Raw genomic sequence first — 13,903 nt, 5'->3', positions numbered from 1 at the left:
TATCTGCAACGTTGCACTAAAATTGTCAGTTCGAGACCTTCCTGACATAAAACAAAACTAAAGGAGAATTTTATATGCGTAACACAAAGGTACTTTTCATCACTCAGTCTGCTGTAATAGCAGCTCTTTATGTAGTTCTTACACTACTTGCAAATGCGTTTGGACTTGCAAACTATGCAATCCAGGTTCGTTTTTCCGAGGCACTTACAATTCTGCCTTATTTCACTCCCGCAGCTATTCCGGGCCTGTTTATTGGATGCATAATCAGTAACACATTAACAGGATGTATGCTTCTTGATACTGTTTTCGGCTCACTGGCTACACTTATCGGAGCAATCTTCACTTACATCATTGCTCATGGACTTAAAAAGCCTGCAGATGTTGGATTTTACAGCACAAGCAAAGTGAGAAAGTGGCTTTGCCCCCTTCCTCCCATCATCGCAAATGTGCTCATAGTTCCTCAGGTTCTTATCCACGTTTATCATCTTGAAGGAACACTCCCATATTTCATGCTTACAGTTGGAATAGGAGAGGTTATTTCCTGCTTTATTCTTGGAATGATTCTTCTTTTTGCATTGGAGCCCAAGAAGGAAGTTATTTTCAGAACAAGCGCTAACTAATACAGAAGGTAGTTAAGGCCGGTAACAGTTCATATTGAACCGTTACCGGCTTTTTGCTTGAGAAAATAATTTTCCCATGGGATAATTGATATCAGATATAAAAAGGAAAGGTTGAAAAATGGGAAAAATCTGGGAAATACTCCATAAACCGGAGACGGTGGTCTTTTTTGATATAGATGGAACACTTACGAGTTATAATTATGGGGAGCATCATGCACATCATGAACTTGATTACACCCCTGAGTTCAGGGATGTGAACATCTATGCGGACTGTAAGCGGCTTAAGCCGCTCTACGATTATATTCAGGGCCATGACATCGACAGGATCTACTGCATTTCAAGAGAGCCCCATGGCCACGAAGAATGGAAATCCGATATGGTAGAAAGACTTTACGGAATTCCTGCATCACATTGTTTTTACACTCTTGACGCCGGCAGAAAGCCGCAGATAGTCAAGGACAAGGTAAAAGAGCTGTTTCCGAATATTGATCCAAAGTCGGTGGTCCTTATGGATGACAACGATGAAACACTGGGACTTTATATGAAGGAAACACCGTTCTGTACGGCACATCCCATGATATTCATGGAAAATATATGAATGTGTACTAATTAATTTTTTTGAGGGAGGGGAAAAGTTTTGGTAGAGTTAAGAAGTATTGAAAAATGCGAGGATCAGATATCCTGCGAGGTATTTGTGGAAGACTGCACTGAGCCAATATCACTTTTGTACGACATTAAGGATGATATCTTCAGTGATTATGAGCTTCAGGCTGATTATTCCTGGTGCAAGGCACATATGGGATATGCTAAATGTTTTATCAGCAAATTGAAGGACACTACAGAAATTCCTAAAGAGAAGAAAATCATTTGGTTTTAAACAATCTAATTTTTTCCAATCGGCAAAATATAGCACCTTAATTCACATAATATTGTATTTATGCTGCCGCCTTCAATCCTTATAATCTTCTCATCAGATACAAATAATGATTAAAGGAGGTACAAATCATGACAATATTATTTTGTGTTTTATTTTTTATATTCTTTGGTAATCTGCTAAATGTAGCGATCAGAACTGCATGGGGAACCATGAAAGTAATGTTTTACGTTCTGTTCCTCCCGCTTATGATTGTTGGCCTGATGCTTAAAGGCATTTTTATTTTAGCGATTCCGCTTTTTGTTTTTTTAGGGCTTATGAGCATGCTAAAGACCGTTTAAAAATTAAATATTTGAGATTTGAGCCAGGGGCTGCCGCCTAGAATGACCGGTCCCTGGCTTTTCTTTTGAAATAATGCCATACTGTTAAGGTAAGCATTTTGGAATCTGTCAGAGGAAAAAAGAATGGCTAATGAAAACGGAACCTGGATAATGTATGGCGTTGACTGGGATGACCCGGAATGCCTGCATACAGTCCGGGATGCAATTAATTTCATAAATGAGGTGGGATTTCTCCCTCTTTTCAAAAATGATATCCCGGGATTTTCTCTGGAGGAGCGCACCGTGCCGGGATACTGGTGGTGCGGAGACCCGGAGGTGGACCCCTGGGAGTGGCGCGAGCTCATTGCCAGAAGCGGAGAGGTTGCCTATGGCAAGTTCTTTGATAAAAAGGCAGGCTTTATTTCCAAAGAGTGGCTGCCATATTTTGCCAATTGCAGGAGAGACGGCTATGATTTCGATGCCCTCTGGGATGATGAGAAGGCTTCCAGACGCCAGAAGAAGATCATGGACTGCTTCGAGATAGAGGATGAACTCTATTCAAATGACCTTAAACAGAAGGCCGGCTTTGGAAAAGGCGGTGAGAAGGGCTTTGACGGGACCATTACTGACCTTCAGATGAAGACCTACCTTTGCGTCAAGGATTTCAGGCAGCGTAAGAACAAAAGAGGTGAGCTCTACGGCTGGCCCATAGCTGTTTATGCCAAGCCGGAGGCACTGTGGGGATATGACCACGTCACTTCGAGATACAGTGAGGCCCCTGCGGAGTCTGTGAAGGCAATTTCCGGGCATTTAACTGAGCGTTATCCCATCGCAACTTCTGCTCAGGTGAAAAAACTAATAGGCGTAAAGTGAGATTCCAAATAGATGCGTTCTTTTCAATAGTTCCGGGAGCCTGCAGCCTTGAGGAGGCTATGAAGCGGGATAATCAATTTTGTGGCTCAGACCTGGGGCTAAACAAAATTGGTGCTTATTAATAGGCCTTTTTTAATCAAATTAGCACTCGCTATTGACGAGTGCTAATTATGGTGTTATACCAAAGATAGAACAAAGGAACAGAGAAGACCGTTAGGACTTTAGGTTTCCAATGATCTGAACCCTCCGTCCCAATGCTCATATTCAAATAAATTGTCTATGTGCAAAGGAGGAAAAAATTATGTTAGCACCTAGTATTTTTGAAGAAAAAATTATGGATGACCTGTTTGGATTCCCGGAGATGAGGGAGTTCGAGAACCTGGAGAAGAAGCTCTATGGCAGAAGAGCCGACAGGATGATGAAGACCGATGTCAGGGAAAAGGATGACAACTACGAAGTAGTCATCGACCTGCCCGGATTCAAGAAAGAAGAGGTCACTGTAGAGCTTAATGATGGATATCTTACCATCAATGCTGCCAAGGGCCTGGATAAGGATGAGAATGACAAGAAGGGCAAACTCATCAGACAGGAGAGATACGCCGGATCCATGACAAGAAGCTTCTATATCGGCGAGAATGTCCGGAAAGAGGACGTTGAAGCTACTTACAGACATGGAGTATTAACACTTACGATTTCCAAAAAGGCAATGAAAAAAGTTCCTGAAAAGAATCTCATAGCCATCGAAGGCTAACAACATAATACACTCATTTTCCCCTCCGCTGTTCATCATTTCGAACGGCGGAGGGTTTTTTAGTTTCAGCTAACGCAACGCCTTAGATCTTTCAAAGATAGATATCGATACTGCAAAGATTGCTATAAAGGCTACATCAAATTAAAATATACATATACAGGAGGTTGCCTATGAAATCGATACTGATCAAGGACACCACAAAAGAAGAACGAGAGCAGATAGTGAAGGCATCCCTTGACTGCGGAGGCGGGTGCGAGAACTGCTCATCCTGCTGGCTTGGCGGCGGTAGCCCCTGGGATATTTATCAGGACTACATTGACGGCAAGAAGGAGATCCGGGAGATAAACAGAGAGTACATGGAAAAATATCGCCAGGACAGGCAGATACACTGAAGGAGAAAGCCATGAGAACGCCACCGGAAATTGCAGAGTCAACAGCAGAAGAGCGAAGAGCCTACATCAAGGAGAGATCTTATCGGAATTCTATTTTGATTTCTCAAGAAAACTGATGAAAAATTACAATGTTGAAATATCTTCAAAAATTTGTTGACGCGGACATATAATGTCCGATATATATGATAGTGTATTTACAGTAACAACACGCCATCTTTTTAGCTGATAATTCTATCAGAGTACTCTTTTTTGGCAAGACAATATTATGGGCCTCTGAAATAATGGAGGTTTTATTTTGATACAAGTAAAAGGAAAATACTCAGATGCCATGATCATGTGCATTGGAGATGAGACTGACGGAAACGTGGATCAGTACGCCATCGCGCAGGTCAAGATGATCTGTGACACTGAGGCTGCAAAAGGCAGCAATATTGTAGTAATGCCGGATGTTCATCCGGGAAAAGTGGGGCCTATCGGACTTACCATGACAGTAAAGGATGCAGTAATTCCGGCGTATTTCCTAATGGAAAGAGCATTATATCTCACCCAAGGCATTAAATAAAAGTTATAATGATTTATATGTGGCCACACAGAGTTGGGAGGAATGAATATTGTCAAATATGGATGATCTTGTTAGGGCTGACTTTTGGGCTTCTATGGCATTTAACCCCGATGCGCCTGATGAGGAACTTCGCCATTGGTTTAAAGAGTTTTCTTTAAGAGCAGACAAGATGCTTTTGGATGACTGGAAGGATCACAACGATGGCAGAATGGCGGAAGTTAAGCAGATAATGTATGAAGTAATCTACGAAAAGGAACATCCACCTGTTAAGAAGATGCTTAAGATTGACGCAGAAAGAGACAGCGTTTGCATGCAGGATGACTGTATGGCTCCGCATTGCAAGCAGCTTGAGTGCGAAGAAGATCTTATGCTTTCGCGATTTATGTATGAGCTACTTGGTTATGTTCCCAGCGCCGGAGATAATACAGTGTGGGATATATATTCCAATGCAACTGCTGATAATCACAGAAATGCCACAAAGATAGCAACGATTTTTCTTAGGAAAGGATCCTTTAACTATGAACTGCATGTTGAGGATAGACCTATGAAAGATATGTATCTGCAGAAAGTATATTGTGCTCTGATGAGAAAAGGATAAAGCAATATTGAGCAGGATGATGTTGGTTAAACATAATTAAAGAGAAGATTGTTCATGAAGATTGTAATAGCTTTTGATTCTTTTAAAGGTAGTCTGTCTTCGCTGGAAGCAGGACATGCCGCAGCAGAAGGAATAAAACGATTCAGTCCACAGATAGAAACAAAGGTTATACCAATGGCTGATGGCGGGCAAGGGAGCCAAGTATACCAAGCCCCGACTTCCGGTAAAGCTGGTATATTCTGAGACTTTTGATGTAAGTACTATTTTATTTTGAATTGAACTCTCTGACTTTTTCTGTATAAAGAATAGCTTTTTTCTTCATGATAAAAAAGTCTATAATAACAGACACTAAGTAGGCTCCAAGCACAATGCATGCGAATATGAGCCAAGTGCTGATGCTGCCTGCAGTACTAAAGATTCCCATATAGTAGAACATAGCAATTTCAACGGGAATAAACATTATATAGAACAGAGTCAGAGAGAAAATGAAGCCCTTTTTCTGTGACCATTCGGTTTTGAAGCATACAACAAAAGAGAGTACAGCCCAGAACCCAAGTAAAAAAAGTTTAAGAAGATAAACCGCAGATATAGTTCCTGTTCCCACTGTCAATGATGCGGCAACTGTGCATATCACAAGCCAGGAAAAGACAAGGGACAATCCGTTTCGTAAGAAGATCAGCAATTCTTTTATATTTCTCATTTCAACCACCTATTCCCAAAATGCTCTTTAATTCTCCCGCGTAGCGCCTTGATATTACTACAACCTCGCCATTTTCAAGAGTGGCAAGGATATTTCTCGTTATCTCAGGCTTTAATTTCACGACTTTGCTTAAATTGATGATGACCGACTTTGAACATCTGAAAAAGTTTCTGTCCTCCAGCAGAGCTTCCAGCTCATAGAGCCTTTTTTCTGTGCTGAGTACCTTTTCTTTTGTGTAGATGAATGTCTTTTTATCCACTGTTTCAATGTAAAAGATATCTTCCAAAGCCACAATGACAGTGGCCTCCCGATCTGACGCGGTTATGCCGGCCCTATAGTTGTCGATGTGACTCTTTAGTTTTGAGACCTCGGTGGTCACTTCCCTGCAATGGATCTCAACTTTAACTGATTCATCTGTGCGGTCTTTTACAATATCTGCTTTCAACTGGTCTGTGATTCCTTTCGTAATTCAATAAAAAGACGTATGGTAAGCAAGGCTTCCATAACGACCATAAAGGCAGCAGCTGTGGCATTTCCGAAAATCATTGCCAAGACAAGAGCGCCTATGGTCTCTGTAATCGATGCGACAGTATATCCGCGGCTGTTGTACAACCATCCAAAAGGAAGAAGGTGAGCACCAAATACCATGGCATACAGCATCATCATTGCATCCGGTTTCTGGCTAAAGGCCCACATAACAATGAGAATATACAGCATCTGGTTCATTGTACATAAGAAGCCCATTTTATTTATGGGGTTATCTGTCTTTTGGAATATATCTGCTTTTACAATCTTGGAAAAAAAGAATGCCAGAGGCATCAGCAGGCATGAACACATAAAAGTCAGCATATTTGTTGCCTTTATCCCTCTGTCCCCAAGCTGCAAAAGAAAAATGAGCATCCATATCACTACTGAAGCCATGATAAAAGGGAGTCCCTTTTTCTGAGTCATTATTGCGTCTTTTTTCAATGCGTCCATAATATGAAATCCTCCTGTGATCTGCTTTATGGACACATCATAAGGCCAGAGCCGGAGCCTATCAATAATTCTAACACCAAGCGGTACAAAAAGGGGTACTATGTTGACATTATTATTGGTATAAGAAGATATTTTGCCTAAATATGCACGAATGGCGAAATTGGTAGACGCACCTGACTTAGGATCAGACGCTGCAAGGCATGTGGGTTCGAATCCCACCTCGTGTACTTGGCCTATGGCTGGAATTTATATGGGTAGATATGCCTAGTGGCGAAGGCAGGGGCCTGTAAAAACCTGACAAAGAAACACCGTGAGTTCGAGTCTCACCCTGCCCACTTATGTTTGCGTGACCGAGATGAATAAGACGGTGTGCAAATAAAAGCACATCGTTTTATATTAAAAAAGGAAAAGAGAATTTGTTTATCACAGAAGATTTTTTAATTTATCTAAAAAGAAAAGATATCCCCTATAATATGCATACTCAGCCATATATTTTTTATCCCTCGAATAATAGAATTAAACTGAATTTTTGTGTTAAAGAGGGAGTATTTACCATGATAAAAAAGCTATTTACGCAGTTATGCATTATTTCGCTTTCGATTATGCTCGCAGGATGCGGCATTCATTCAAAAGGTGAGACCGACTATGTCACGGAGAATATTCAGATCAACGAAGAAACGGGAAGAATAGACCGTTATGGTACAGGAAGAGGCAAGGAATATAAGGTATTAAGCAACAAGGCCAATTATAAAAAGATCAACTCTATAGTCATTCGTGATCTTAAAGATGGCTATTACACTGATGAGCTAAATATTACGTTGGAAGAGTCAGAAGTAGAGGAATTAAAGAAATGTCTGCCAAAACTGGGACTGATCAGCAAGAATAGCGGCTGGAAGAACTTTTATAAGATGGAATGCTATGATAAAGACGGAAATAAAATATTTGTCTTTAAAGTAGATGAGCTTTTTAATTTAAACCTGCCAAATGAGACCTGTCTTCAGGGACAGAACAATCTTTATGAAATTATGAGAGCGCTTGAGATAAAATATGATCTGAGCGAATATGATTTTAATAAGAGAACGCCGGGCCCTGAATATTTCAGCTACTGTAATCAGATTGCAAAAATGACATTTTGGGGCGGAACCTTGGACAATATTATAGATCATCAATATACTGAGAGTGAGCTTAATCAGCTGTATTCAGGATTCGCTAATGCCAGAATCATTGGAGAACATGCAGAAGGAAAATATTACGAAAACGCCATTTTCGCGGTATATGCATATGATCAATGGGGCGGTGATCTATATGAGCTTTTCGTTTCAGAAGATGAGGCCTGGATAAATGGCTATCCTGTAGATTACGAATCCTTGAAGGGCTGGCTTTCTGAATTGGAAAAAGAAAGCAGGTAGATTAAGATTACATCCCTTCTGGTACCTGGTACCACTGTCTGGCGCGCAAACATAGAAGAGCAGGCCATTCGACCTGCTCTCCTCCGGGACGACTTCTGTCAGTTCCGGTTATTATTTCTCTTTTCCCGTGTTCACATTTCAATCACACATTGTTCACGAAAAGTTTTTTGTACCTGGTACCGGGGTTAAGGCAGTATTATCTGCTTGTTGTGTAATGTGTTTATAAAGGTTTAATTTGTTATCAGTATTGCGTTTATATTACAATAAAATGGGAGAAGTATGTAAGCTGTTTGACTGAAGCTAATGGAGAAACCTAATGTTTAACTGGATCAGCCCTTTCAACTATGACTTTGCTATAGCTGCAATTCCTATTCAGATTGTACTGCTTGTTTTCTATGGAGTAAGAAGAAATCTTCCGATAAGGCAGAGTTCTTGCTTCTGGTTTGTTATGTTTGCAAACCTGATAATGACATCCGCTGATATCATATCTTGTGAAATGAATGAGATATGGTATGAGTATCCACTCTGGGTGATGTATGCCATCAATCATGCATATTTCCTTGGCTTTATTGTCAGAGGTTGGGCTCTGTTTGCCTATACAGCAGAGTCATCTCATAGTCACAAAGGCAATTGGATCTTCAGTATTGTAACTGCGCTGCCTGCCTCAGTGGCAGTACTTTTGATCCTTTCTACGCCGTGGACATCTGCAATCTATACGATTGCAGAGGACGGTTATCACAACTGTGCTCTGTATAAGACTATCTATTTCAGTACATATTTTTACATTATTGTTTCCCTCATTGTCGTAGTTTCCAGCTGGGCAAAGCTTTCAAGAAGAATGAAGGCGGGCCTTCTTTCCTTTAATCTGCTTCTCTTGTTTGGAATAATCATCAGAAAGCAGTTCTATCACATGCTTGTTACCAGCTATTTTAGTATTCTTTCTATCCTCATAATTTATCTGACTTCCGAAAATCCAGATCTGTATAGGGACAATAGGACAAGGCTTCTGAACAAGGCTGCTCTTGACCTGATTGGTCTTGACTATTGGGAAAGAAAAGTTCCTTTTAGTCTCATGACAATGGCAATCCATAGCTATGAGGAGTCAAAATCTGTTTATGGAATTGCACAGGTAAATGACGGTCTGAAGGCTATTGCTGCATGGCTTGTAAATAACTATCCTAATTGCAGCACTTTTTATACCAGAAATGGTAACTTTATTCTTCTTTTCAAGGGACATCTTCATGAGAAACCGGAGAAAATAATGGAAGAGTGGAAAGAAAAATATGAGGCTCTTCAAAGATCGTATTACGGCGTAGTACAGATGAAGATTTCAGCAATGCTGATACCGGATTCTATAATTGATGGAGGAGAATTGATTGCCGGAGATCTTGCAAGATATGCATTAGCCAATTCCTACAATGAGAACAGGCGTGGCAATTATGTCTTCTCTGATGAGATGATCAAAGGCGTTGAAAACCAGAAATCAATAGAGAGAGCAGTAAAGGACGCTATCGCTGATAACATATTTGAGGTTTATTTTCAGCCTATTTATTCAATCAAAGAAGACAAGGTTATGGGAGCAGAGGCTTTGGCCAGGCTTAATGATCCAAAGATGGGATTCATTCCACCGCTTGATTTCATACATGTTGCGGAGAAGAACGGCGATATCATGGAAATCGGCAGGCAGATATTTGAAAAGATATGCAATTTCCTAGAGAGGATCGATCCGAAAGAGCTTGGAATTGAATTCATAAACGTTAATCTATCGCCTATACAGTGTATGAGCCACAGCTTGACAGAGGAGCTGGCAGGTATTGCAGCCAAGCACAATATCCCAATGAGTATGTTTGACTTTGAGATTACTGAATCTCTTATAGATGATTACGATATGATTCAGATGCAGATAGCCGGGCTTCAGGCTATGGGAGCTGAACTTTCGTTGGATGATTTTGGTACTGGGGCTTCCAATATATCAAGCCTTATGACACTGCCTATACACGTAGTAAAGGTGGATATGACATTTACAAGATCCTTCTTCGCAGGAAAGGCGGATTTCCTTCCTGACCTGATCAAGCTGTTCCAGCATTCAAACATGGAAATAGTTGTTGAAGGAATTGAAACGGAAGAGATGAAAGATAAGATGGCAGAGATGGGCTGTGATTATGAGCAGGGGTATTATTTCTCAAAGCCATTACCGCCTGCGGATTTTATAAAGTATATGGAAAGCAGATGAAAGAAATGCGATAACTTCTTTTGTGGGGAGGTATTTCTCTTGGAAAAATACAGATATAGCGATGAAGAACAAAACCTCTTAGAAAACAGCCCAATTCCATTTGGGATATATCAGGTTGTTGACAACAAAGTCGTTACGATAGTCCTTTCGGAGGGCTTCTTTGAACTGTCCGGATACAAAGGCATGGATAAAAAAGAAATCTATGATCTGATGGATAACGATATGTATCATGATGCACACCCGGATGACATATCTTCTATAAATAATGCAGTTTACCGATTTGTAACTGAGGGTGGGGTCTATGATGTAATCTATAGAATAAAAAGGAATGGTGAGTATAGAATAATCCATTCCTACGGCAAACATATCTATAAGGAAGATGGAACAAGACTTGCATTCATCTGGTACACAGATCAAGGAGCTTTTGTTGGTGACGAATTAAATGAGAATGAGGAGATATCTGGAGAATATGCAAGGCTGCAACAGGAGAATGAGCGTCTTAGAAAAGAGGCTGATGCAAGCAGAAAGATATTGAGCCTGAAGAAATCCGTTTCAGATCTTTTAACCAATATGCCTGCCATGACATTTTCAAAAGATGTGGATACCGGGAAATATCTTGCATGTAATCAGTCATTTGCTAATTATGCTCATAAAGATACTCCAGAGGGAGTTGTGGGTCTGACTGATTTAGAAATCTTTGACGAAGATACCGCGCTTCATTTCATTGAGGATGATAAAAAAGCTCTTTCAATGGATAGACCATACATTTTCTATGAGGATGTCCCAGATGCCGCAGGTAATCCCAGGCAGTTCCAGACTACAAAGCTTAAATTTACTGATGATACAGGCAGGGAGTGCCTATTAGGACTGTGTCAGGATGTTACAGATGCAATGCGTATTAAGCGAGAATATACTGAAAAGCTTGCGCTTGTACAAAATATGGCTGAAGTAGATGCTCTTACCGGTATTAAAAATAAAAATGCTTATAAGGAAAGAGAGAATCTGATGAATGGGAGAATTCAGGAACATCGTCAGCCTGAGTTCGCCATTGTGGTACTGGATGTAAATGATCTGAAGAGGATTAATGATACAGAAGGACATGAAGCAGGGGATAAATGTATATGTGATGCTTGCGAAATAATCTGTCGAACCTTTAAACGCAGTCCTGTCTACAGAGTTGGTGGTGATGAATTCGTGGTTATTTCCCAGGATGAGGATTATGCTCGAAGCGAGGAGTTGGTTGAGTTAATTACACAACATAACGAAGAGGCTCTTTTAAACGGCGGACTTATCATTGCCTGTGGTATGGCAAAATATAATAAAGAGACCAGTGTGGCTGAAGTATTTGAAGCTGCAGACAGAAGGATGTATGAAAACAAAAAATATTTAAAAACTCGGAAAGATAATGGATAGAATATAATCATAAGTTAGAGACGTGACAAGAGCCCGGTTCATGATGAATCGGGCTCTTTAAACAGCTATTATAAGTCTACAAATCCTTCGAATTTGCCATTGCCAACATAGTAAACTTTTCTCTCTTCAGGCTTGATATAGATGTCGAGAGTTTTCAGTTCAACATCTTTAAATGCTTTTTTGAATCCAGCCTGAGCTTTCTTTACGCAGGAAGCTTCAGTGAATTCAACGTCCTGATACTGGAAAACGACTTTTACAGTAGGATCCTTAATGGATTTTTTAGTAGAAGCCTTAGGAGCTGTGGCCTTTTTGGTTGCAGTTGTCTTTGGTGCTGCAGTTTTCTTAGCTGCCATTTCTTAGTAAACCTCCTCATAAAAAAAGTGTACGAATATCTTTGAGTTTAATTATAGTCGTTATTTTGGATGATTGAAAGAGCTACAATTAAAGGATTATCTTTTCATAAATAGCAAAATAATGTGTTTCTTTTTGCTGAAATGAATATGTAATCACTGAGGTGAGGGCCATATAATGAATTTATCAACAAGCAACAGATGACAATGGTTTTTGTTTTGGAAAGGAAGGTGAGGATCATGTTGTCGCTGCTTTTTATTATATTTTTCTTTTGGATCTTTGGAAAAATGATTGGCTTTGCATTCAGAGCAAGCTGGAGCATCATCAAAGTTATGTTTACACTGGTGTTCCTTCCACTTATTCTTGTGGGGCTGGTATTTAAGGGCCTTGTTGCTATTGCATTGCCTGTATTGTTGGTAGTTGGGCTCTTTAGCCTTTTGGATAGAGCCTAAATATGAAAGGACAAAGACATGACAGGGGACAAAAGATTTAAAAAAGTTTATTCACAGGGAACAGTTAATGTAACAGAGATCTGGGTAGACCAGGACACGGGCGTTAACTACATATTCCATGCAAGTGGATATGCTGGAGGACTTACACCCATGCTGGACAGGGATGGTAAGCCGGTAATCAGTCCAGTTGAGAATAGATAACACTTATTAAGAATGGAGGGAAATGCTATGGGACTTATCTGGGGACTTATACTTGGTGCAATCGCTGGACTTCTTGCCAGCAAGCTAATGAGTGAAGATTCAGGAATGATCAAGAATATTCTACTTGGAATCGGCGGTGGATTTGTAGGAGGCCTGGTATTTAAGGTTCTTGGATTTACTGCCACAGGAATGATTGGCAGCCTTATTGTTTCGACAGTAGGTGCTTGCATCTGTATCTGGGCTGGAAGAAAGCTCTTTACATAAATAGTACTCGGCTAAAGCGGTCTGTGGATGTCCATGGATCGCTTTTTTCTGCATTGAAAATAGTAGAATCTCTCTTAAATAATTAGGCAATTTTATACTATATGACACTATTAATTGGTTTCATATGAGAGAGGTATTGCTATGGAGATAATACTTAATATTCTTATCAATATTTTGTGCGGTATTATTGCAGCAGTTATTTACGATCTACTTAAATAATTGCCGTTCCCCCATGGGATAAGTCCTATGGGGGATTTGCATTAAGCTTTGACAAGATAAGGCTTTGCCTGCTTCTTATGAAGCGTGAAGATAATAGAATAATAATATGCAGTTAACAGATGTTTTATATCCGGTATCATATAACCCTTTTATCCTGCGCTCCCGCGAAATTATACCAAGGCTCTGGTATAATTTCGCGGGAGCGCAGGATTAATATGACTCAAAATGATTCTGTTAATTATTTTGAGTATGAGTGAATCTGTTCTATTTTGATGAAAGATTATATGTTTTAAGATGGAACAAGTAGCTGGTCTAAACAGTAAAGGATTAAAGAGCGATTTTTTCAAAGATCGCTCCAGACTGTAGACAAAGTCCACGGCATCTGCCGTGGATTTTTCTTTATAAAAGTGCCGGAAACTCAGTATTTATCTGGGCTTGAGGCGCTTTTTCTGGTATAATAGAAGTATCAAAGTTGGGGATGGGGATTGCCTTTATGATGACTTCTAATACCGAAAGAAAACGCGAACAGATGCAGTTTGTGAGCATGGACGATCTGGTTCCACAGGACCACATGCTCAGGCTTATTGATAAAGCCATCGACTGGTCATTCATATATGATCTTGTTGAAAATAAGTATTCTTCAGACATGGGAAGACCCAGCATGGATCCTGTCACTCTCATTAAAATCCCTTT

20 protein-coding genes, 1 tRNA gene and 1 pseudogene are annotated in these 13,903 nt (G+C 40.1%); 18 read left to right on the top strand and 4 right to left on the bottom strand.

Going from position 1 to position 13,903, the window contains the following annotated elements; translation table 11 throughout:
• The first annotated feature begins 74 nt into the window (after positions 1–74).
• From T359_RS0115095 to T359_RS0115050, 10 genes are all read left to right on the top strand, one after another.
• Positions 75–620, top strand: coding sequence for a QueT transporter family protein (locus T359_RS0115095; protein ID WP_026518194.1), 546 nt, complete (start codon positions 75–77; stop codon positions 618–620).
• A gap of 118 nt (positions 621–738) precedes the next feature.
• A complete protein-coding gene (locus tag T359_RS0115090) occupies positions 739–1,218 on the top strand; it encodes a hypothetical protein (protein WP_026518193.1) in 480 nt (159 codons plus the stop codon).
• A 39-nt stretch (positions 1,219–1,257) separates the two neighbouring features.
• Entirely contained in the window at positions 1,258–1,497 is a 240-nt protein-coding gene (locus T359_RS0115085; RefSeq protein ID WP_026518192.1) for a hypothetical protein, read from the top strand.
• A 128-nt stretch (positions 1,498–1,625) separates the two neighbouring features.
• Positions 1,626–1,835 (top strand): hypothetical protein, encoded by a 210-nt coding sequence (locus T359_RS0115080; protein ID WP_035784658.1) that lies wholly within the window; start codon positions 1,626–1,628, stop codon positions 1,833–1,835.
• Positions 1,836–1,958: 123 nt separating this feature from the next.
• Positions 1,959–2,687, top strand: a complete 729-nt coding sequence (locus T359_RS0115075; RefSeq protein ID WP_026518190.1) for an AlkZ-related protein — start codon at positions 1,959–1,961, stop codon at positions 2,685–2,687.
• Positions 2,688–2,988: 301 nt separating this feature from the next.
• On the top strand, positions 2,989–3,438 hold the full coding sequence (locus tag T359_RS0115070) for an Hsp20/alpha crystallin family protein (RefSeq protein ID WP_026518189.1): 450 nt from the start codon (positions 2,989–2,991) through the stop codon (positions 3,436–3,438).
• A gap of 170 nt (positions 3,439–3,608) precedes the next feature.
• Positions 3,609–3,830: a hypothetical protein gene (locus T359_RS20640; protein ID WP_026518188.1), complete on the top strand. Its 222-nt coding sequence runs from the start codon at positions 3,609–3,611 to the stop codon at positions 3,828–3,830.
• A 295-nt stretch (positions 3,831–4,125) separates the two neighbouring features.
• Positions 4,126–4,392: an RtcB family protein gene (locus T359_RS0115060; protein WP_026518187.1), complete on the top strand. Its 267-nt coding sequence runs from the start codon at positions 4,126–4,128 to the stop codon at positions 4,390–4,392.
• A gap of 49 nt (positions 4,393–4,441) precedes the next feature.
• Positions 4,442–4,990 (top strand): hypothetical protein, encoded by a 549-nt coding sequence (locus T359_RS0115055; RefSeq protein ID WP_035784657.1) that lies wholly within the window; start codon positions 4,442–4,444, stop codon positions 4,988–4,990.
• A 54-nt stretch (positions 4,991–5,044) separates the two neighbouring features.
• Positions 5,045–5,233: a glycerate kinase gene (locus tag T359_RS0115050; RefSeq protein WP_026518185.1), complete on the top strand. Its 189-nt coding sequence runs from the start codon at positions 5,045–5,047 to the stop codon at positions 5,231–5,233.
• Between the two features lie 22 nt (positions 5,234–5,255).
• Here T359_RS0115050 and T359_RS0115045 read toward each other — a convergent pair whose 3' ends face one another.
• The 3 genes from T359_RS0115045 to T359_RS0115035 are packed head-to-tail and all read right to left on the bottom strand — an operon-like array spanning position 5,256 to position 6,668.
• Positions 5,256–5,690 carry a hypothetical protein gene (locus T359_RS0115045; RefSeq protein ID WP_026518184.1) on the bottom strand — a complete coding sequence of 145 codons (435 nt, stop codon included), beginning with the start codon at positions 5,688–5,690 and terminating at the stop codon, positions 5,256–5,258.
• Position 5,691: 1 nt separating this feature from the next.
• Positions 5,692–6,135 carry a LytTR family DNA-binding domain-containing protein gene (locus tag T359_RS0115040; RefSeq protein WP_026518183.1) on the bottom strand — a complete coding sequence of 148 codons (444 nt, stop codon included), beginning with the start codon at positions 6,133–6,135 and terminating at the stop codon, positions 5,692–5,694.
• Positions 6,132–6,668 carry a DUF7010 family protein gene (locus T359_RS0115035; RefSeq protein WP_035784656.1) on the bottom strand — a complete coding sequence of 179 codons (537 nt, stop codon included), beginning with the start codon at positions 6,666–6,668 and terminating at the stop codon, positions 6,132–6,134. The genes T359_RS0115040 and T359_RS0115035 overlap by 4 nt, the downstream gene beginning before the upstream one ends.
• Before the next feature lie 145 nt (positions 6,669–6,813).
• On the opposite strand from T359_RS0115035, the gene T359_RS0115030 reads away from it, so the two are divergent.
• From T359_RS0115030 to T359_RS21805, 4 genes are all read left to right on the top strand, one after another.
• Positions 6,814–6,895 (top strand) — tRNA-Leu (locus T359_RS0115030).
• 189 nt (positions 6,896–7,084) lie between these two features.
• Positions 7,085–8,077 (top strand): hypothetical protein, encoded by a 993-nt coding sequence (locus T359_RS0115025; protein WP_155840140.1) that lies wholly within the window; start codon positions 7,085–7,087, stop codon positions 8,075–8,077.
• A gap of 316 nt (positions 8,078–8,393) precedes the next feature.
• Complete coding sequence (locus T359_RS0115020; RefSeq protein WP_026518180.1) at positions 8,394–10,310, top strand: EAL domain-containing protein; 1,917 nt, start codon at positions 8,394–8,396, stop codon at positions 10,308–10,310.
• Positions 10,311–10,349: 39 nt separating this feature from the next.
• Positions 10,350–11,723 (top strand): sensor domain-containing diguanylate cyclase, encoded by a 1,374-nt coding sequence (locus tag T359_RS21805; protein WP_026518179.1) that lies wholly within the window; start codon positions 10,350–10,352, stop codon positions 11,721–11,723.
• Positions 11,724–11,791: 68 nt separating this feature from the next.
• On the opposite strand, the gene T359_RS20630 is transcribed toward T359_RS21805, so the two are convergent.
• Positions 11,792–12,076 (bottom strand): DUF6465 family protein, encoded by a 285-nt coding sequence (locus T359_RS20630; protein ID WP_051545494.1) that lies wholly within the window; start codon positions 12,074–12,076, stop codon positions 11,792–11,794.
• A gap of 285 nt (positions 12,077–12,361) precedes the next feature.
• Between T359_RS20630 and T359_RS0115005 the strand changes: the two genes are divergently transcribed.
• The 4 genes and pseudogenes from T359_RS0115005 to T359_RS0114990 all read left to right on the top strand — a co-directional run.
• Positions 12,362–12,526, top strand: a complete 165-nt coding sequence (locus tag T359_RS0115005; protein WP_242826472.1) for a hypothetical protein — start codon at positions 12,362–12,364, stop codon at positions 12,524–12,526.
• 18 nt (positions 12,527–12,544) lie between these two features.
• Positions 12,545–12,727: a DUF6440 family protein gene (locus T359_RS0115000; protein WP_026518177.1), complete on the top strand. Its 183-nt coding sequence runs from the start codon at positions 12,545–12,547 to the stop codon at positions 12,725–12,727.
• A gap of 27 nt (positions 12,728–12,754) precedes the next feature.
• Positions 12,755–12,991 carry a GlsB/YeaQ/YmgE family stress response membrane protein gene (locus tag T359_RS0114995; RefSeq protein WP_026518176.1) on the top strand — a complete coding sequence of 79 codons (237 nt, stop codon included), beginning with the start codon at positions 12,755–12,757 and terminating at the stop codon, positions 12,989–12,991.
• A 712-nt stretch (positions 12,992–13,703) separates the two neighbouring features.
• Positions 13,704–13,903 (top strand): annotated as a pseudogene (locus T359_RS0114990) (IS5/IS1182 family transposase); the annotation flags it as partial.

The organism is Butyrivibrio sp. MC2021 (genome assembly GCF_000621605.1).
Classification (GTDB): domain Bacteria; phylum Bacillota; class Clostridia; order Lachnospirales; family Lachnospiraceae; genus Butyrivibrio.
Note: the sequence above shows the minus strand (reverse complement) of the source record. Positions and strands in the feature narration are given on the sequence as shown.